At 67.7% G+C, this 18,701-nt stretch carries 17 protein-coding genes and 1 tRNA gene; 10 read left to right on the top strand and 8 right to left on the bottom strand.

Annotated elements, in window-relative coordinates; all coding sequences use genetic code 11:
- Positions 1–49 precede the first annotated feature (49 nt).
- The 4 genes from KBZ14_RS08810 to KBZ14_RS08795 all read left to right on the top strand — a co-directional run bounded on the left by KBZ14_RS08810 (position 50) and on the right by KBZ14_RS08795 (position 3,050).
- Complete coding sequence (locus KBZ14_RS08810) at positions 50–592, top strand: Occludin/ELL family protein (protein WP_255117952.1); 543 nt, start codon at positions 50–52, stop codon at positions 590–592.
- A gap of 28 nt (positions 593–620) precedes the next feature.
- Positions 621–693, top strand: a tRNA-Ile gene (locus KBZ14_RS08805).
- A 40-nt stretch (positions 694–733) separates the two neighbouring features.
- Positions 734–2,011, top strand: coding sequence for a hemolysin family protein (locus KBZ14_RS08800; RefSeq protein WP_255117951.1), 1,278 nt, complete (start codon positions 734–736; stop codon positions 2,009–2,011).
- Between the two features lie 34 nt (positions 2,012–2,045).
- Positions 2,046–3,050, top strand: coding sequence for a Gfo/Idh/MocA family protein (locus KBZ14_RS08795; RefSeq protein WP_255117950.1), 1,005 nt, complete (start codon positions 2,046–2,048; stop codon positions 3,048–3,050).
- Here KBZ14_RS08795 and KBZ14_RS08790 read toward each other — a convergent pair.
- Positions 3,047–6,250 (bottom strand): glycoside hydrolase family 15 protein, encoded by a 3,204-nt coding sequence (locus KBZ14_RS08790; protein ID WP_255117949.1) that lies wholly within the window; start codon positions 6,248–6,250, stop codon positions 3,047–3,049. The genes KBZ14_RS08795 and KBZ14_RS08790 overlap by 4 nt on opposite strands.
- 64 nt (positions 6,251–6,314) lie before the next feature.
- Between KBZ14_RS08790 and KBZ14_RS08785 the strand changes: the two genes are divergently transcribed.
- Positions 6,315–7,073: a WecB/TagA/CpsF family glycosyltransferase gene (locus tag KBZ14_RS08785; protein ID WP_255117948.1), complete on the top strand. Its 759-nt coding sequence runs from the start codon at positions 6,315–6,317 to the stop codon at positions 7,071–7,073.
- Between the two features lie 104 nt (positions 7,074–7,177).
- Here the strand turns inward: KBZ14_RS08785 and KBZ14_RS08780 are convergent, their stop codons facing one another.
- Both KBZ14_RS08780 and tgt read right to left on the bottom strand, forming a co-directional pair.
- Complete coding sequence (locus KBZ14_RS08780; RefSeq protein WP_094589924.1) at positions 7,178–7,321, bottom strand: photosystem II reaction center protein K; 144 nt, start codon at positions 7,319–7,321, stop codon at positions 7,178–7,180.
- 29 nt (positions 7,322–7,350) lie between these two features.
- Positions 7,351–8,472: a tRNA guanosine(34) transglycosylase Tgt gene (tgt, locus tag KBZ14_RS08775; RefSeq protein ID WP_255117947.1), complete on the bottom strand. Its 1,122-nt coding sequence runs from the start codon at positions 8,470–8,472 to the stop codon at positions 7,351–7,353.
- 89 nt (positions 8,473–8,561) lie between these two features.
- Between tgt and KBZ14_RS08770 the strand changes: the two genes are divergently transcribed.
- Positions 8,562–9,353: an adenosylcobinamide-GDP ribazoletransferase gene (locus tag KBZ14_RS08770; protein ID WP_255117946.1), complete on the top strand. Its 792-nt coding sequence runs from the start codon at positions 8,562–8,564 to the stop codon at positions 9,351–9,353.
- Positions 9,354–9,360: 7 nt separating this feature from the next.
- Here KBZ14_RS08770 and KBZ14_RS08765 read toward each other — a convergent pair whose 3' ends face one another.
- Positions 9,361–10,467, bottom strand: coding sequence for a sensor histidine kinase (locus KBZ14_RS08765; RefSeq protein ID WP_255117945.1), 1,107 nt, complete (start codon positions 10,465–10,467; stop codon positions 9,361–9,363).
- Positions 10,468–10,938: 471 nt separating this feature from the next.
- Between KBZ14_RS08765 and KBZ14_RS08760 the strand changes: the two genes are divergently transcribed.
- On the top strand, positions 10,939–11,310 hold the full coding sequence (locus KBZ14_RS08760; RefSeq protein WP_255117944.1) for a DUF3155 domain-containing protein: 372 nt from the start codon (positions 10,939–10,941) through the stop codon (positions 11,308–11,310).
- Between the two features lie 38 nt (positions 11,311–11,348).
- Here the strand turns inward: KBZ14_RS08760 and KBZ14_RS08755 are convergent, their stop codons facing one another.
- Positions 11,349–11,972: an alpha/beta hydrolase gene (locus tag KBZ14_RS08755; protein WP_255117943.1), complete on the bottom strand. Its 624-nt coding sequence runs from the start codon at positions 11,970–11,972 to the stop codon at positions 11,349–11,351.
- Positions 11,973–12,033: 61 nt separating this feature from the next.
- Here KBZ14_RS08755 and purH point away from each other — a divergent pair, with 61 nt between their 5' ends.
- Together purH and KBZ14_RS08745 are read left to right on the top strand one after the other, a co-directional pair.
- Positions 12,034–13,599: a bifunctional phosphoribosylaminoimidazolecarboxamide formyltransferase/IMP cyclohydrolase gene (gene purH, locus KBZ14_RS08750; protein ID WP_255117942.1), complete on the top strand. Its 1,566-nt coding sequence runs from the start codon at positions 12,034–12,036 to the stop codon at positions 13,597–13,599.
- A gap of 64 nt (positions 13,600–13,663) precedes the next feature.
- Positions 13,664–14,128 carry a DUF4079 domain-containing protein gene (locus KBZ14_RS08745; RefSeq protein WP_255117941.1) on the top strand — a complete coding sequence of 155 codons (465 nt, stop codon included), beginning with the start codon at positions 13,664–13,666 and terminating at the stop codon, positions 14,126–14,128.
- On the opposite strand, the gene KBZ14_RS08740 is transcribed toward KBZ14_RS08745, so the two are convergent.
- From KBZ14_RS08740 to sfsA, 3 genes are all read right to left on the bottom strand, one after another.
- On the bottom strand, positions 14,125–14,718 hold the full coding sequence (locus KBZ14_RS08740; RefSeq protein ID WP_255117940.1) for a DUF1997 domain-containing protein: 594 nt from the start codon (positions 14,716–14,718) through the stop codon (positions 14,125–14,127). The two genes, KBZ14_RS08745 and KBZ14_RS08740, sit on opposite strands and share 4 nt — an antisense overlap.
- A gap of 156 nt (positions 14,719–14,874) precedes the next feature.
- Positions 14,875–16,086, bottom strand: a complete 1,212-nt coding sequence (locus tag KBZ14_RS08735) for a 4-hydroxy-3-methylbut-2-enyl diphosphate reductase (RefSeq protein ID WP_255117939.1) — start codon at positions 16,084–16,086, stop codon at positions 14,875–14,877.
- A gap of 58 nt (positions 16,087–16,144) precedes the next feature.
- The gene (sfsA, locus tag KBZ14_RS08730; protein WP_255117938.1) at positions 16,145–16,915 is read right to left on the bottom strand and encodes a DNA/RNA nuclease SfsA; all 771 of its coding nucleotides are present in this window, start codon (positions 16,913–16,915) and stop codon (positions 16,145–16,147) included.
- Between the two features lie 29 nt (positions 16,916–16,944).
- Here sfsA and murJ point away from each other — a divergent pair, with 29 nt between their 5' ends.
- Positions 16,945–18,693, top strand: coding sequence for a murein biosynthesis integral membrane protein MurJ (murJ, locus tag KBZ14_RS08725; RefSeq protein WP_255117937.1), 1,749 nt, complete (start codon positions 16,945–16,947; stop codon positions 18,691–18,693).
- Positions 18,694–18,701 lie beyond the last annotated feature (8 nt).

The raw sequence follows: 18,701 nt of genomic DNA, 5'->3' as shown, positions 1-18,701 counted from the left end.
CATTGCGGGGGGAGGCTGTCTAGTTTGCGCCCAGATCGCAGCCGCTCCCATGGCCCCTTCGGTTGGGCAGCTCTTCGCCGCCCTGGCCCTGCCTGCCGGAGCCGTGGCGTTGGCGGCCCTGCAGCCCCTGGCGGTGGCCGCCAATCCGGTGGTCTGCACCACCACACTCGAGGCCCCCATGGCCGGAGGTGCAACCTCAAGCCGCCAAGGGCTGGTGGAGGTCACCCGTTGCGGGCCGGTCACCACCACACCCCAGCTGGTGGAGCGCCGTTTCTTCACCTACACCTCTCCCTACGCCCGCGGGGTGGACATCACCCACCAGATCACCGATCTGCTGGGCATCGCCATGGGTGGTGGCGATGGCACCAAGGTGATGGGCCTGGGCTTCCCCGATCAGACGATCGTGTGGGATGGCTCGGCCCTGCAGAACACCTATGCGGTGCTGCTGGAGCAGCAGAGCAATCCCTTGCCCTGGCGCACGGCGGATGTGTCCAATGGCTTCTGCGCCGGCCTGGCCGCGGGTGGCTGTGGCGGTGCGGCCATGAGTCCGGCGCCCGTCACCAGCACCAGCACCATCCGCGGCCTGTGGTAGACCACGCAGCACCGCGGTTGCGGCCTGCGGGGGTCTAGCAATCTGGTGAATGCAGCGAACTCATAATTCGCCTAAGGCGGGTTCGATCCCCGCGACCCCCATCTGGCTTCCCCACACCCCTCAGCCCCGGGCTGCTGATCGATGCGCTTTCTGGCTCCGGCAGCGTTGTTGGCCCTGCTGGCGTTCTTCTCCGCCGGGGAATTCGCCCTGATTCGTTTGCGCCCCAGCCTGGTGCAGCTGTTGGAGGCCGATGGCCACCCCGGAGCCCGGTCTGTGGCCCGGCTGCAGCAGCGTCTGCGCCGGGCCCTGGTGGCCACGCAACTGGGTATGACCCTTGCCCTCGTGGCCCTGGGCTGGACGAGCCGTGGCCTGGCGGAGCGCTGGGCCCGCTCCAGCCCCGCCACCACCCAGGCCTGGCTGGATCTGGCTGTGTTCCTGGTGCTGGTGCTGGTGGCCACCCTGGTGGGCGGTTTGGTGCCCAAGGCTTGGGTGCTGCACCGGCCTGAGGCCTCGGCCCTGAAGCTGGCCCCCCTGTTGGAAGCCCTCAGCCGCACCTTGGCACCGCTGCTGGTGGTGCTCGAGCGGTTGGGGGATGCCCTGTTGCGGCTGCTGGGCTTGCCGCGCAACTGGGATGAGCTGGTGCCGGCCATCTCCGCCGGTGAGCTCGAAAGCCTGATCGAGTCCGACAGCGTTACCGGGTTGATGCCCGATGAGCGCAACATCCTTGAGGGGCTGTTCTCGCTGCGGGATACCCAGGTGCGCGAGGTGATGGTGCCCCGCTCCGGCATGGTGACCCTGCCGCTGGATGTGCGGTTCGCTGAGCTGATGGAGGCGGTGCACACCACCCATCACGCCCGCTTCCCGGTGATCGGCAGCTCCCTCGACGACATTCGCGGCCTGCTCGACCTGCGCCGCCTGGCCGAGCCCATCGCCCGCGGGTTGCTGCAAAGCGATTCGCCCCTGGCTCCCTACGTGACTCCCGTTACCAAGGTGCAGGAAATCACCCCCCTGGCCGAGCTGCTGCCGGTGATCCGCAGCGGCCAGCCCCTGCTGGTGGTGGTGGATGAACACGGCGGCACCGAGGGCCTGGTCACCGTGGCCGACCTCAACAGCGAGATCGTGGGGGAGGAGGAGGATCCCCAGAACCCTGAAGACGACCTCCAGCAACTCCAGGACGATCGTTGGCTGGTAGCCGGGGATCTGGAGATCTTCGAGCTCAATCGCCAGCTGGGGCTGCAGCTCCCCGAGGCCGATGGGCACCACACCCTGGCCGGTTTCCTGTTGGAGCGGCTGCAGCACATCCCTGCCCCTGGCGAGATGCTGCGCTGGAAGGGCCATCAGTTTGTGATCACGGCAATGGACGGCCCCCGCATCGACCGGGTTCAGATCACGCGCCGGGGCTCCGAGGAGGCCGCCTGATCGTCGATAATCGCAGCGCCGTGATCCCAACGCCATGAAGCCTGTCCGCGTTGGTGTGATCGGAATCGGCAACATGGGTTGGCACCACGCCCGGGTGCTGAGCTTGCTGCGCGACGCCGAACTGGTGGGAGTGGCGGATCCGGATTCCAAGCGCGGCCAGCTGGCGGTGGAGCAGTTCGGCTGCCGCTGGTTCCCCTCCTATGAGGAGATGCTCCCGGAGGTGGAGGCGGTGTGCATCGCCGTGCCCACCCTGCTGCACCACCGGGTGGGGATGGCCTGTTTCAGCGCCGGGGTGCATGTGCTGATCGAAAAGCCGATCGCCGCCAGCCAGGAGGAGGCCGCTGATCTGATCCAGGCGGCGGAGGCAGCAGGTCGCCTGTTGCAGGTGGGCCACATCGAGCGCTTCAACCCCGCCTTCCGCGAGCTGGTCAAGGTGGTAGCCAATGAGGAGGTGGTGGTGCTGGAGGCCCGGCGCCACAGCCCCAATCCCGACCGGGCCAACGACGTGTCGGTGGTGCTGGATCTGATGATCCACGACATCGACCTGGTGCTGGAACTGGCTGGTGCCCCCGTGGTGCGGTTGGCCGCCGCTGGCGGGCGCAGCGCCGAGGGCCCGATCGACTACGTGAACGCCACCCTGGGCTTTGCCAACGGTGTGGTGGCCAGCCTCACGGCCAGCAAGATGGCCCACCGCAAGATCCGCAGCCTCAGTGCCCATTGCCGCAGTGCTTTGGTGGAAACCGATTTCCTCAACCGCAGCCTGCAGATTCACCGGCGGACCAACCAGTCCGTCAGCGCCGACCACGGCGATCTGCTCTACCGCAACGATGGCTTCATCGAGGAAGTGAGCACCTCCCCGGTGGATCCCTTGGTGGCCGAGCTGGAGCACTTCCTCCAGTGCGTGCGCGGTGAGGAGAAGCCCGCGGTCGATGGCCCGCAGGCCTCCCGGGCTCTGTTGCTGGCGGATCTGATCGAGCAGTGCGTGGAGCACACGGTGGAACAGCCCAGCCTCTGCATGACCCTGGCGGAGCCGATCTAGCCCGCCTCCGCCAGTTCCCGCAAGGCCTGCAGCTGCCAGCGGCGGCACTGGGCTGGTGAGCAGCCATAGAAGCGCTCCCAGGCATCGGCCTTGTGGACCCCATAGAGCTCCTTGGGCTGCTCCGGGTGCTCCTGTTGCCAGCCCACCCGCACGGCGTGGCCGATCACTACGTCGAGGGCGAGGTAGTCGTTGAACTGCACCTGGGGATTGGTGCCCACGAACGCCATCAGCGTGATCAGGGTTTCGGTGCAGAGCTGGCGGTATTCCGGCGCCTCGATCTTGCTGAGCAGGTGCTCTACCAGGTTGGCGAAGTTGCGCTCGCCGGGAGTCTTTTCGCTTACCAGCGGGCCGCTCTCCAGGCGGTTGCGGCGTTCCAGCTTGTCGCCGATCACCAGGCCCTGGCAGTGGTGCAGCAGGTCCCAGATGCCGGGATAGAAGTTGCGGGGTACCTGCTGCAGGGCGCCAAGCCGCTGGCGGTGCTGCAGCCAGCCGCCGCCCCGGGGTAGCTCCTCGAGGGGATCGGGGGCCTCCCAGCGCACCCGGCCGCTCACGTGCAGTTGTTCCTTGCGCTGCAGCGCTGCCTTGGCGTGCTCCACATCGGCCATCACCTGGCGCAGGCGGCGGCGGATGGTGTGGGGGGGCTCGTCGCAGAGGGCCTCGAAGGCGTCGTCGGGCGGCAGATCCCTCTCGCTGGCCAGTTCGCTGGTGAGCAGCAGCAGCAGCTGGCCCAGTTGCAGGGTGAGGGTGCCGCTCAGCAGCGCCGGCGACTGGCGCGCCAGTCCATCCAGGGCTAGGAGCAGCTCCTGCTGTAGCACCCACTCCCGGCCGTCTTCACCGCTGAAGCGCTGGATCATCGCCGCGATCGTGAGGCTGCCCTGGGGCTGGGTGATCAGGGAGTCGTTGGTGTAGTTGCGGCCCACCACCACCTGCTTCTGGCGCACCAGCAGGTCGGTGAGGGCATCCTCCAGCTGCGGGTGCACCAGCCCCATGGAGCCGGCGCAGCGCCGCACCACGTTCCAATCGCCATCGGCCAGGGCGCGGCGGTAGATCTCCTCCAGCAGGGCCTCCAGGCTGGCTTCGCCCCTGCCCTTGGGCCCCTGAAGCCGAGCCCCCAGGCCCAGGCGCCGCACCAGCTGCTCCAGCACTTCCGCCTGCTCCGGCAGCGACGTGCTCTGCCAGAGCCGCTCGGCCAGGGTGGTGTTGGGGGTGTCTTCGAGCTCCTGTTCCTCCTCGGCGGTGAGTGGCTCGTGGCGGATGCTCGCCCGCAGCAGGGGTTTGGCGGTGGTGGCGCTGGCACCGCTCGGCTGGGCGTGGTCCGGCAGGTCAGCCCAGTTGGCCTGGTCCTGCAGCTCAGAGAGGGTGCCCAGTTGCACGGGCACGCCCCCCAGCAGGCCGCTGCGCAACTGGTCGCCGAGCCGTAGGAAGGTGTCTGGGCTGCGCTGGAAGGGTGCCTCCTCCACGGGGATCAACAGCAGGGGGGCACCGGCCCCGCGCCAGTGGCGCATCAGCTGGCTGATCTCGCTGGCCACCGCGTCCACCAGCTGTTCCGGGTCGTCGGAGAGGTAGAAGGTGCCCTCCTCCAGCACCGCCGGCAGAAAGGCCAGGGTCTGGCCGCCCTGGCGGTAGAGCCGGGCTGTCACCATGGTTTCCATTCGCATCGGCGGGATGCCGCCGGGCCCCAGGCGCGGGGTGGCCCCCACGGCGCCCATGCGTTCCCCCAGCTCCCGGGAGCTGGCGATCCGCAGGCTGCCCTCGCTGGCACGGCTGGCGGGCAAGCCCGCGGCTTCCAGGGCCGCGGCAATGGCATCGCTGGCCGGCACCAGGGCCACCAATACCTGATCGGCGCCCAGACTCGCCTCCAGGCGACGACCGCTGGGATCGAGGTCGTCCGGTTGCAGCAGCCCCTGCAGCAGCAGATCCCCCAGCCAGGTGAGGCTCTGGGTCCAGAGCAGGGGAACGTTGTCGTTGGCGACCCGCTGTTGGCTACCGGGCCGTTGCCGTTCCGCCGCGATCGACTGCTTGGGCACCAGATACAGCTCCGGCAGCAGCGCTTCGCCATCCACATCCACGGCCAGCTTGCTGAGTCGCTCGCGCCAGCTCCAGGCCTCGCCCCAGCGCTCTTCGCAGCAGGCCGTCACCAGCTCATAGGCCAGAAATAGGGGCCACTCGCATTCGAGGTGCTCGAACTGGGCCAGTTCCTCCCGCTCGTAATGCAGACGGGTGTGGTCTTCCACCACGGTCTGGTGGCCATCGCGGCGGAAGCGCTTGTAGCCGTAGGCCCCGCCCAGCTCCGTGCGGATCTTGTGGCGGGTGCGCTCCACCAGCTGGGGGTCCTCCACGGCCCAGGCCGGGTAGCCGATTACCGACAGGCAGGCCGCATCCACTTCCTTGCTGGCGGATTCCCGCGGCAGCAGGCCGGTGAGGGCGCGGCGCAGGCGCACTATCGCATCGTGGGGGATGTGCAGGCTGCAGCCCCCGTTGCCGTGGGGGCCGTAGAGATCCAGGCCCTCCAGGGCTTCCAGGGCGGCCTTCACCAGGCCGATGGAGCTGGCGTTGCGCTCCGGCATGCCGTGGTTGCCCTTGTCGCCCCGCTCCCAGATGCCGTAATCGGCCACCCGGTAGGCCCGGGCCACGTAATACACCAGGTTCTGGATGAAATCCCGCTCGTGGCTCGTCTGGATCACCACCAGCCCTGAGCGGGTGAGTTGCGCCAGTTGCAGCAGGAACAGGGCCGTGGCGTCGAGCTGCAGGTGGCCCCAGCCGTCGTCGGGCACCACGGGGTTGCCGCTGTTGGTGTCGTACTTGGCGTGCAGCGCATCCAGCGGCTGCAGGCTGTGCTTGAAGCGCTCCAGCTTCGGCGCCTGGCGCAGCATGGCGTTGAGCAGCCCGCGCATCAGCTGCAGTACCCGCTGCTCCAGTTCGAACACGCGGGTGGTGGCACCGCTCAGGCGCCGGTGGGCCAGGGCCAGGCCCCACACGCACTGCACGGAGTAGACGCAGTCGCGCACCCAGGCATCCCCGTAGTTGCCATGCACCGTGTGGGCGGTGCTGGCGGGGAGCAGACCGGTAGTCGGATGCTGGCGCTGCAGCACCACCCGCTCAATCTGGGTGTCGAGAGCCTGCAGCCGGTCCCAGGCTTCAGCCGGACTCAGCTCCAGGGGCGCCACGAGGGAGGGCATGGATGCGCTGGTGAGGGTCATTGCGCTGAGATGCCGGGCGCCGGCCATAGATTCTCTCGCGCGGCCCATCCGGCGAATGGCATTAATGGCGACTGACGCCACCAGCACTGGCTTTACGGGTGCAGAGCAGCCCCCCTCCTGGCGCCTCACCCAGGTGCTGGGGGTGCAAGTGGCCGTGAGCGCCAACGTGTTCGCGGCTGCCCTGGAGCTCAAACAGCGGGGTGGCGGCCAGATCGTGACCCTCAACGCCGAGATGACCATGGCGGCCCGGGCCAACCCGGAGCTGGGCGCCGCCATTGCCCAGGCCGATCTGGTGATCCCCGATGGTGCCGGCGTGGTGTGGGCGCTGGGGCGCCAGGGCTACAAGGTGCGCCGCAGCCCCGGCATCGAATTGGCCCGCGCCTTGCTGGAGTACGCCGCCTGTCATGGCTGGAAGGTGGCCTTGGTGGGCTCCAGTCCCGAGGTGATGCAGACCCTGCGGCAGCGGCTCAGTTCCGAAATCCCCGGCCTGAACCTGGTGCTCACCATCCATGGCTACCAGGCGCCGGAGTTGTGGCCTGGCCTGGAGGCTGAACTGCGGGGAGCGCGTCCGGATCTGGTGCTGGTGGCCCTCGGTGTGCCTCGACAGGAAACCTGGATCCAGCGCCTGCATCAGGGCCAGCCGGGCCTGTGGATGGGTGTGGGCGGCAGTTTTGATGTGTGGTCGGGCCTGAAGCAGAGGGCACCGCAGTGGATGGGGCGCCTGCAGATCGAGTGGCTCTACCGCTTGCTGCAGGAGCCGAGCCGCTGGCGGCGGATGCTGGCACTGCCGGCGTTTGCCTGGGAGGTGCTCCGGCGCGGCTGAAGGCTGGGCCTGGTAGCGGCCATCAGGTGCCCATCAAAAAGCGGCGCTGCCAAGGCCACGCCGCTCTCGGAACCGTTTCGCTGGAATCAGCGGGAGCTGGGAGCTCAGCGGAAGCCCACCGAGGCCTGCCACACGAAGGCCAGCAGCAGGAAGAACAGGGGGATAATCGGCAGGATGTCCACCAGGGGGCCGAAGGCCTGGTAGGCCTCGGGGAGCTGGGCCAGAGTCTGCAGGGCGTAGGCGGCCATCCCGGAATTCACTGATCTAGAGGCGGACGCTACCACGTGTGAGCGGCTGGAGACTCCGGTTCCCAGGGAGCGAAATCCTCTGCAAAACAGCCCTCCGCAATGGCCTGCCCCATGGCTGTGGTGAAGCGCACCAGCTGGGTGATGTTGTGCAGGCTCAGCAGGATCTTCCCGAGCATCTCCTCGGTTTTGATCAGGTGGTGCAGGTAGGCGCGGGTGTGCTGGCTGCAGGCCGGGCAGGGGCAGCTCGCATCCATGGGGGTGTGGTCGTGGCGGAAGCGGGCGTTCTTGAGGTTCCAGCGCTCGCCGCCCACCAGGGCCGCGCCGTGGCGCCCCAGGCGGGTGGGGATCACGCAGTCAAATAAGTCGAAGCCGTTGGCCACGGCGATGGCCATTTCTCGCAGGGTGCCCACCCCCATCAGGTAATGAGGCACGGCCTCCGGCAGCAGCGGCCCCACCTCCCGCACGATGCGGTGCATCTCCTCGGCGGGCTCGCCCACGCTCACGCCCCCCACGGCAATGCCCGGCAGGCCCATGGAGGCCACCACCCGGGCCGATTCCTGGCGCAGGTGGGGGAAGCAGCCGCCCTGCACGATGCCGAATAGGGCCTGGTCGGCCTTGGTGTGGCTGGCCATGCAGCCCTCCAGCCAGCTGTGGGTGCGGCGGCAGGCGGCGGCTACGTCCGCCTCGCTGGCGGGGTAGGGGGGGCACTGGTCGAAGGCCATGGCCACATCGGCTCCCAGGGCCATCTGGATCGCCATCGAGCGCTCGGGGGTGAGCTCGATCCGGGCGCCGTCCCGCGGCGAGCGGAACACCACGCCGTGGTCGTTGATCGTGTTGATATCGCCCAGGCTGAACACCTGGAAGCCGCCGGAATCGGTGAGCATCGGGCCGCTCCAGCCCATGAAGCGGTGCAATCCACCGGCATCCGCCACGATCTGCTCGCCCGGCTGCAGATGCAGGTGATAGGTGTTGGAGAGCACCATCTGGGCGCCGGTGGCGCGCAGTTGATCCGCCGTGACGCCCTTCACCGTGGCCAGGGTGCCCACCGGCATGAACCTGGGCGTTGTGACCACGCCATGGGGGGTGTGGAAGCAGCCGCAGCGGGCCCGGGTGCGGCTGCACTGGGCCGTGATCTCGAACTGAAACGGCATCGAGGCGGCCGCGCCGGGTGATGGTTGGAACCTAGGTGCCGGCCGCGGCAGGATTCCACCAGGCGTTTTGGTTCCCGTTGTCCGTGCCCATGGCCCCCTCGCGTGTGCACGCCCAGCCGGCCTGGCTTGCCGATCTGGCCGGCGCCTGGGTGTTTTACAGCGTGTTGCCGCTGCCGCCGGGGCTGCAGCCCCGTTTTGAACGCATCGCCCGTTTTGCCCCTTGGGTTGGGGCCGTGATCGGTGGGCTGGAGGCGCTGCTGTGGCGCCTGGGGGAGGGGCGCCTGGGGCTGTTGGCCCAGGTGGCGTTGGTGTTGGCCTTCGGGATCTGGATCAGCGGCGGTCTGCACCTCGATGGGGTGATGGACACGGCCGATGGCCTGGCGGCGGGCCAGGAGCGCTGCCTTGAAGCCATGGACGACAGCCGGGTTGGCGCCAGTGGGGTGCAGGCCCTGGTGCAGGTGCTGCTGCTGCGCTGTGCGGCCCTGGCGGCCCTGGCGGTAGCGGCCCCCTGGGCGCTGGTGTGGGCGGCGGTGTGGGGGCGCATTGCGCCTCTGATTGCCATTCAGTCCTTCCCCTACCTGCGCGATCAGGGCAAGACCCCTGGCACCGCCGGGTTCCATCGCCGCCACTGGCAGGGCCTCGCGGCGGAGTTGGCGCCGGCCCTGCTGCTACTGGGGCTGCTGGCCGGGCTGGCCCTGGGGCTGGGCAGGGGCCCGTGGTGCTGGCTTGGCTGGTTGGGAGGTATCCCAGCACTGCTGGTGCCCTACCGGCTGGGCCAGCGTCTTGGCGGCCACAGCGGCGACACCTATGGCGCCTGCGTGGAATGGACCACCAGCTGGACCCTGCTGCTGCTGGCGTTGGTGCGCCTTTGGGTTGGCTAGCGCCGCGTTAGGGCTGGCTGGGCAGGGTGAGCCGAAAGGCATTGCCCTGGCTCGGCAGAGCTGCATCCACGGCCCGTGGCGGGCAGATCAGGCGCAGGTCACCGCCGAGGCGCTGGGCTAGGTCCAGCGCCAGGGCCAGGCCAAGGCCACTGCCGTCCCGGTGTTGTCCCGTGCTGCCGCGCACACCTTTTTCAAAGATGTGATCCCGTTCTGCGGCCGGGATCTCCGGGCCCTCATCCCACACGCAGATGCTGATCGGTGAACCGCTCTGGCAGTGCAGGCCCACGGCACCGCCAGCGGCGCTGTAGCGGAAGGCGTTCTCGAGCAGGTTGGCCACGATTTCGGTCACGGCGCCGCCATCCCCCTGCCAGGCCGGGATGTTGTCCGGTGCTTGCCAGGGGCGACCCTGCAGGGCCGCGGTGGCGACGGCCCGCTGCAACAGCGGCATCAAGCTGCTGGTGAGGGATTGGCCACTGGCCTCCCCCAGGGATGGAGGCAGCAGCAGCGGTGGATTGCTGGCGTCCGTTGCCAGCAGCAGGGGGGTGTCTGCGAGTTGGTCAATGGCTTCCACATAGCGGTTGATCTGTCCCTGTTCGGCGAGCAGATGATCCACTAGGTCGCGATTGCCAGGATCGCCATCCAGGCGCCGCCGCAGCAACTGCCCAAAGGTGCGCAGGGCCGCGAGGGGATTGCGCAGTTGGTGCACCAGCAGCTTGAGCTGGTCGTCGCGGCGAGCCAGCTCCTGGCCCAGCCGCTGCTGCTCGTGGTCCAGCCGCAGGGCCTCGGTGAGGCAGAGGGCGGTGGCCTCCAGCCGCAGCGTGAGTGGTTCAGGCCAGGGCCAGCGATCGGCATCCACCCGCAGCGCCCCCAGCAGCAACTGGCCATCCCGCAGGGCGAGCCAGCGCCTGGCTTCCCCCAGGGGAGTCAGGGCCGGGTCTTCGTCCCCACTGGGCAGGGCGAGGTTGGTGGGCCATTGCCCGATCGGTACCAGAGAGGGCTTGCCGTTGGCCCCTGGCAGGGCCAAATACACCACCAGGGCCCGGAGGTCGGGACGATCTGCGAATTGGGCAAGCTGCTGTTCGAGCAGGGCCAGAAACCGCTTGGAGACTTGCATCTGGGCGGTGGCTCAGAGGTGGCTCAGGGCCGCATGGGGGCTGTCCAACAAAAAATGTCGCCGCCCTTGTTCAAAATCTGGGAAAAAGTCTTAAGATGCTGGTATCGACCAATACCTCGCAGTCCGGGAGCGGGCCGCGCGGCGTCGACTCGAACGTCTTGCTTGCAGTTCTTCTGCGGTCGAGGCTACAGCAGAGGAAGTTGCGTCCTTTGCCTTCTCGGTGTCCTTCACGTCGCGGACGGTTGTGCTGCCACGGGTTCGCCTGCTCGCAGGCGGCTTGCTGGTGGCTTTCTCCCGGTTGACAGACGTTTGGGCGTTGCCAAGCCCAGGTCCTGGTTCCCCCAGGCCTGGGGGCTGCCAGACCAATCAACCCTCAGACCAATCTGCTGCCCGCCTGGCTTTCGCCAGCTAGCCAGCGTGTCCGTCGGTTTCCACCACCGTCCCCCAATCCCCCATCTGGGTCACAGCTCCATGTCCAAGAAGCGCAAGCGCATCAGCCGCCGCCGTCTGGCGGGCCAGCGGGTTCTCGCCCACGTGGTGACCCACAACCTGGAAACCGGCGAGCACAAGCCCGTCACGGCGGCCCGTCGTTTCATTGCCGAGGGCGCGATCGTGCCGCCGGCACTGCTGAATGTGCGCCGCAACGAGCACACCACCGATCGCTTCTTCTGGGGTGAAAAGGGGCTGTTCAGTGCCCAGTACGCCGAGGAGAACCACTTCCTGTTCCCCTCCCTTCGCGCGATCGTGGATCGCATCGGTGAGGACACCCTGTTCGCCGGCCTGGAGTCGATGGCCGCCGACGACTGGGAAGAGATGGAAGAGTACGAATACGCCTTCGTCTGAAGCTCCAACCCCCAGGGGGTTGGGCACACCCGGCCTGCTCAGCAGGCCGGGTGTTTCAGCTGCTGCCGCACGAAGCCAGTAATCCCAGGCAGCACGCTTGCATCAATGGTGTGCCCTCCATCGAATTCCAGCAGCTGGGCTGCAGCGCCTGAGGCCTGCAGGCGGCGCAGCACCTCCTCGCTGGCGGCGAAGGGCACCACGGGATCCTGCTGCCCGTGGCTGAGCAGCACCGGTGGCAGGTTCCCTGCGGGTTGCCAGCCCTCGTGGGGGTAGCCACTGCAGGCCACGATCCCCGCCAGGGGCAGGCTGCTGCCCACATCCAGCGCCATGGCCCCCCCCTGGGAGAAGCCCAACAGCACCGTGCGGGACAAAGGCACGCTCTGGTCCAGCTCCGTCAAGCGCTGCCGCAGCAGCTCCCGGGCTGTTGGCAGCTGGCTCCAGTCGATCGGCTGCAGGCCATACCACTGGCGGCCCACGCCATAGGGGTGGGGCTCCGGAGCCCGTAGGGCCACCACGCTCACGCCTGGGCCCACTAAGAGTTCGCCCAGGTCGAGCAGGTCGTCGGCATCGGCACCCCAGCCGTGCAGCAGCACCAGGCGCTGGTCCGCCTGCTCTGGACCCAGTTGCAGCTGGTCGGGGCTGGGGCTGGCGGGGCTGCTCATGGGCGGATCAGGAACGGGAGTGCTGCTGCGTAGGTTGGATCTTCAGCCTTTTGCGATCGCCATGGCGCCTACGGCCCTCCTGAGTGTGTCCAACAAAGAGGGTCTGGTGCCATTGGCCGAGGGACTGCTGGCCGCCGGCTATCAGCTGATTTCCAGCGGCGGCACCGCCTCGGCCCTGGCCGCGGCCGGCCTGCCCGTGAAGAAGGTTGCGGAGCACACCGGGGCGCCCGAGATTCTGGGTGGGCGGGTGAAAACACTGCATCCGCGCATCTACGGCGGCATTCTCGCCAAGCGCTGCGAGGTCTCCCACCAGGCCGATCTGGAGGCCCAGGCCATTGCCCCCATCGATGTTGTGGTGGTGAATCTCTATCCCTTCCGCGAGACCATCGCCGCTCAGGATGTCACCTGGGACCAGGCGATCGAGAACATCGACATCGGTGGCCCGGCCATGGTGCGGGCCGCCGCCAAGAACCATGCCGATGTGGCGGTGCTCACCAGCCCCAGCCAGTACGTCGCCTTCCTGGAGGCCCTCAAGGCCGGCGCCATCACCCAGGAGCTGCGCCGCCAGTTGGCCCTGGAGGCCTTCAGCCACACCGCCGACTACGACACGGCCATCAGCTCCTGGCTGGCGGGCCAGCTGGCTCCAGAGGCGGCGGCGGGCCCCAATCTGCTGCTGGATCTGCCGGCGAAGCAAACCCTGCGCTACGGCGAGAATCCCCACCAGAGCTCCACTTGGTATTCCCAGCCTGGGGCCGGACTGGGCGGTGGCAGCCAGTTGCAGGGCAAGGAACTCAGCTACAACAACCTGATCGATCTCGAGGCGGCCCTCGCCACCGTGCGGGAGTTCGGCTACGCCGGCGCGGGTGCCGGCAGCAATGCCTTCAGGCCGGCAGCCGTGGTTGTGAAGCACACCAACCCCTGTGGGGTGGCCACAGGCACAACCAGTGCCGATGCTCTGGTGCGGGCCCTGGATGCCGATCGGCTCTCGGCCTTCGGGGGCATCGTGGCCATCAATGGCCCGGTGGATGCCGCCACCGCTGGCCACCTCACCAGCCTGTTCCTGGAGTGCGTGGTCGCCCCCAGCTTTGAGGCCGAGGCCCGATCCCTGCTGGCGGCCAAGGCGAATCTGCGTCTGCTGGAGCTGGGGCCTGACGCCCTTATCCGGGCCACGCGCCAGCAGCTGCGCACCGTGCTCGGGGGAGTTCTGGTGCAGGAGTTCGACGATCAGCCCGTGGAGGAGAGCAGTTGGCAGGTGGTGAGCCAGCGCCAGCCCACGGTCCAGGAGCTCGAAGATCTGCGCTTTGCCTGGCGCCTGGTGCGCCATGTGCGCTCCAATGCCATCACCGTGGCCAAGGACGGCCAGAGCCTCGGCATCGGTGCGGGGCAGATGAACCGGGTGGGTTCAGCCAAACTCGCTATTGAGGCCGCCGGTGCCAAGGCCCGCGGTGCCGTGCTCGCCAGCGATGGCTTTTTCCCCTTCGACGACACCGTGCGCCTCGCCGCTAACCACGGCATCAGCGCCGTGATCCAGCCCGGTGGCAGCGTGCGCGATGCCGACTCCATCGCTGCCTGTGATGCCCTGGGCCTGGCCATGGTGACCACCGGACGGCGTCACTTCCTTCACTGAGCAGCAGCCGGGGGAGGGCGCGCTGTAGCTTCGCTCCCATCTCGAACAACGCGGCCTGTTCCCCATGCCGGAAGCCCTCGCCTACAACCTCAACTTCCTCCATCCGCTCACGATGTGGGCCCTGCTGGCCTTGAGCGGCTACGCGATGTTTCTGGGCATCAAGGCCAAGAAAACCCGCACCGCCGATGCCGAAACCCGCAAGACCCTGATCAAGGGGCAGTTCGCCAAGCGCCATTACCTCTATGGCAGCGCGGTGTTGGCGTTGATGGTGCTGGGCACCTTTGGGGGCATGGCCGTCACCTACCTCAACAACGGCAAGTTGTTTGTGGGTCCCCACCTGCTGGTGGGCATTGCCATGAGCTCGATGCTTGTGCTTGCTGCGGCCCTCTCCCCGCTGATGCAGCAGGGGAATCTGATCGCCCGCAAGATTCACGTGGGCATGAACATGGGGGTGGTTACCCTCTTCTTCTGGCAGGCCGTGAGTGGCCTTCAGATCCTCAACAAGATCTGGGAGAACCGCCCGGCTTAGAACTGAGAACGCTTGCGGGGAGGGCAGTCCAGGCCGTGGGTGGCATGGAAGTCCTCCTGGACTTTCCAGGTGAGTTTGCGGGAGATCTGGCGCACGATCTGGCGCAGCAGGTGATCACCGCTGCTCTGCACCAGTCCTTCCGGTAGCAGACCGATCACGGCCGGCAGCTTCACCCACACGCTCAGATCCAGCTCCCAACGCACATCGGTGATGGCAGGGTTCTCGGGTTGGTCGTGGAGCTGGAGCGCCGCATTGAACTCCACGTCGTAGAGCTCCTGCAGGCCCGGCTGAAACCGCTCCGCGGATACGGTGCAGATGCGGTACACCCCCTCGCTCTGGGGCAGCAGCTCAAGGCCGATGGTGGGCTCCACCTCAAAGCCGAAATTGCCGAAGGTGCCCAGGGTGAGCACGTAGCCGTTGCGGTCCAGTGGCTGCACCTGCATCGGCGAGGCGCAACGCCGGAACCAACCCTCGTGTCGGTCGAGATAGGCCGCCACGGTGTCGGCCGGTGCCCGCATCTCCATCACGTCGGCGAACTGACTGCTGTAGCAGCGCACCCGGTTGTTATCGCTCTGACGCAAGGGAGTCACCAGTACCTCAGGCCCTTCGGGGGAGGAAGCAGCGGAACTGGTCAGCGATGAGATCAATGGTCTCGCAACTCCCCGTCGCCCAGTGGGCGGATCTGATCAATGAATGTAAAGCGGCACTGTGGCGCCCTTCGCAGCCGATGTGACAGCCCGCGATCCTCAGCTATCGCTGAGGTCAATCAGCCGGCTGATCACGTCTTCCACCACCCGGTCGGGGGTGGAGGCTCCGGAGGTGATGCCGACCCGCAAGGACCCCTCAGGCAGAAATGGTTCCACGACCTCCAGGTCGCCGCCCAGGGGTTTGTGCTCGATGCGGTTGCCCGGACCGATGCGATCCGGGGTGTCGATGTGGAAGGAGCGGATGCCGCGGCTCACGGCGATCTCCTGCAGGTGGGTGGTGTTCGAGGAGTTGTATCCCCCGATCACCACCATCAGATCCAGGGGTTCATCCACCAGGGCAAACATCGCGTCCTGGCGCTCCTGGGTGGCGTCGCAGATGGTGTTGAAGGCAAGGAAGTGGTCGTTCAGCTCGGTAGGGCCGAAGCGCTGCAGCATGGTGCGCTCGAACAGGCGGCCGATTTCCTCGGTTTCGCTCTTGAGCATGGTGGTTTGGTTGGCCACCCCCACCCGCATGAGGTCGCGGTCGGGATCGAAGCCTGGGGAGGAGGCCTTGGCGAAGCGCTGCATGAAGGCCTCGCGCTGCTCCGCGCCGCCTTCACCTCGCTTGAGGATGTAGTCGCACACCAGCTGGGCTTCGGCCAGATCCAGCACCACCAGATAGGTGCCGGCAAACGAGCTGGTGGCCAGGGTTTCCTCGTGCTTCACCTTGCCGTGAATGATCGAGGTGAAGGCGTGTTTCTTGTGCTTCTCCACGGTGTTCCACACCTTGGAGACCCAGGGGCAGGTGGTGTCCACGATGTGGCAGCCGCGCTCGTTGAGCAGCTGCATCTCCTGCACCGTGGCGCCGAAGGCCGGCAGGATCACCACATCGCCGCTGGCCACCTCGGAGAAGTCCTTCACGCCGTCTTCCACGGAGATGAACAGCACGTTCATCTCACGCAGGTGATCGTTCACCGAGGGGTTGTGAATGATCTCGTTGGTGATCCAGATCCGCTCCGTGGGGTAGTGGCGGCGTGTTTCGTAGGCCATCGCCACGGCCCGCTCCACGCCCCAGCAAAAGCCAAAGGCCTCGGCCAGTTTCACCTTCAGACGCCCGTGCTCGAGTCCGTAGCCGTTCTCGCGCAGGCTGGCGATCAGGTCGCTCTGGTAGGCCTGCTCCAGGCTGCCGGCCACTTCTTCAGCCCGGCCGAAGCCGCGGCGGTTGTAGCGATCCGAGTGGTGCAGGGATCGCTTGAACGCGCGGGTATCCACGTCGGCCGGGCACGGGTGGGCACAACTCTATGGGCCGTGGCCCAGGGCCTGGCGGCGATCAGCTGTGGGGCTGCACCTCCACCACCCCCAGCCACTCCACCCCGGTGTCGCTGAAGCCGTAGCGGCAGGGGATCACCTCCACCCCGGCGGCGAGTGCCTGCCGGAACAGGTCGCCGTAGCGGGGGTCGGCGCTGTCGCCAGGGGCAAAGCGGGTCACGTCGGCTCGGCTCAGGCAGGGCAACAGCACGGCGCGGGCCTCTGGCAGCACCCCCATCAGCTCTTCCAGGTGCTTTTGCCCCCGCTCCGTCACGGTGTCGGGGAACAGGGCCAGCTCGCCGTTGGTCCAGGTGGTGTTCTTCACTTCCACATAGATGGGCCGCGGATCGCCGGCGCCCTCGGCGGGGGTGAGCAGCAGGTCGATCCGGCTGCGGCGGTTGGCCCCGTACGTCACCTCCGCCTTGATGGCCCCGATCGGCCCCAGCCAGGGCTCCAGGCAGCCGGCTTCGATCGTGGCGCGCACCAGCCGGTTCGGCAGGGCGGTGTTGATCCCCACCCAGATCGGCGTCCCATCGGCCCCGGGTACCTGGGCCTGCTCCCAGGTCCAGGCCAGCTTGCGGGTGGGCGATGGGGCATGGCGCAGGCGCACCCGGCCGCCTGGCTGCAGTACGCCGGTCATCGGGCCGGTGTTGGCGCAGTGGGCTGTCACCACCTCGCCGGTGTCCAGCTCCACGTCGGCCAGAAAGCGCTTGTAGCGCTTGAGCAGCACCCCTTCCTGCAGGGCCTCCAGGGGCAGTACCAAGGGGCCCGTGGGCGTGGCTGTGGCCGGCATGGCGGGGCTGGAGGCGGGGTGCTCGGGCCATGGTGGCCCAGAACAACCGCCCGAATACAGGCAAGAATCGCCTCAGTGCCTGGCTACGGCCCTACCGGCTGAGCCAAACCAGCGAAGCCAGCCAGCCCAGCGATATCAGCCACTCTGAGGCCCCTGGGGTTGGCGCGGGTCGCTCCCTGCGCCGCATCGCCCTGATCGTGGCGGTGGCCACGGCCCTCAGCAAGGTGGCGGGCCTGGTGCGCCAGCAGGTGATCGCCGCCGCCTTCGGCGTGGGCATCGCTTACGACGCCTACAACTACGCCTATGTGCTGCCTGGCTTTCTGCTGATTCTGTTGGGGGGGATCAATGGACCCTTCCACAGCGCCATGGTGAGCGTGTTGGCCCGCCGCCCCCGCGAGGAAGGGGCCCACGTGCTCGCCGCGATTAACACTCTGGTGGGGGCTGTGCTGATCGGCGTGACCCTGCTGTTGTTCCTGGCGGCCGATCCGCTGATCGATCTGGTGGGTCCGGGCCTCGATGCCGAGCGCCACGCCATTGCCGTGCTCGAACTGCGCTGGATGGCGCCCATGGCCCTGTTCGCTGGCCTGATCGGGCTGGGCTTTGGCGCCCTGAATGCGGCCGATGAATTCTGGCTGCCCTCGGTGAGCCCGCTGCTGTCCAGCGTGGCCGTGATCGCCGGCCTGGGCATTCTCTGGGCCCATCTGGGCTCGGCGATCGCCTTACCCCAATACGCGGCGGTGGGCGGAGCTGTGCTGGCTGGTACCACCCTGCTGGGGGCGGTGTTCCAGTGGTTGATTCAGCTGCCGGCCCTGGCCAAGCAGGGGTTGCACAAATTCCAGCTGGTGTGGGATTGGAAGCACCCTGGCGTGCAGGAGGTGCTGCAGGTGATGGGGCCGGCCACCCTCTCCTCGGGGATGCTGCAGATCAACGTGTTCACGGATCTGTTCTTTGCTTCCGGAATTGTGGGAGCGGCCGCTGGCCTGGGCTACGCCAACCTGCTGGTGCAGACCCCCCTCGGCTTGCTCTCCAATGCCCTGCTGGTGCCCTTGCTGCCGGTGTTCGCCAGGCTCACGGCACCGGCCGATCGGCCGGAGCTGGTGGGTCGGATCCGCCAGGGCCTGATGCTTTCCAGCGCCTCGATGCTGCCGCTGGGGGCGCTGATGGTGGGCCTGGCCGGCCCGATCGTGGCGCTGGTGTACGAGCGCGGGGCCTTCAACGCCAGTGCTGCGGCCCTGGTGGGGGGGCTGCTGATGGCCTACGGCGTGGGGATGCCCGCCTATCTCGGCCGTGATGTGCTGGTGCGGGTGTTCTACGCCCTGGGCGATGGCACCACGCCCTTTCGCTTCTCCATGGCCGGCATTGGCCTGAATGTGATTTTCGACTGGCTGCTGGTGGGCGGCCCCACCCCCTGGGGGCTGCAGGTGCCGGCCCTCAATTTCGGAGCGCCCGGCCTGGTGCTCGCCACGGTGGCGGTGAATGTGATCACCTGCCTGGGGCTGCTTCTGGCTCTGCAGCAACGCCTGGGTGGCCTGCCGCTGCGGGTGTGGGGCCGCGACACCTTGCTGTTGCTGGGTGCAGCGGTGCTGGCCGGCTTGGCGGCCTGGGGGCTGTCTGAGGGCATTGGCTGGCCCTCCCACATCTGGGGCCTGCTGATCCAGTGCGCTTTCTGTAGTGGGGTGGGTCTGTTGGTGTATGGGCTACTGGCCAGCTGGGCGGGCGTGCCCGAGGCCCGTGAGCTCAGTCGTCAGTTGCGCCAAAGATTGCCAGGGCTCAGCTGAGCTTGGCG

The organism is Synechococcus sp. HJ21-Hayes (assembly GCF_024345835.1).
GTDB lineage: Bacteria > Cyanobacteriota > Cyanobacteriia > PCC-6307 > Cyanobiaceae > Vulcanococcus.
Note: the sequence above shows the minus strand (reverse complement) of the source record. Positions and strands in the feature narration are given on the sequence as shown.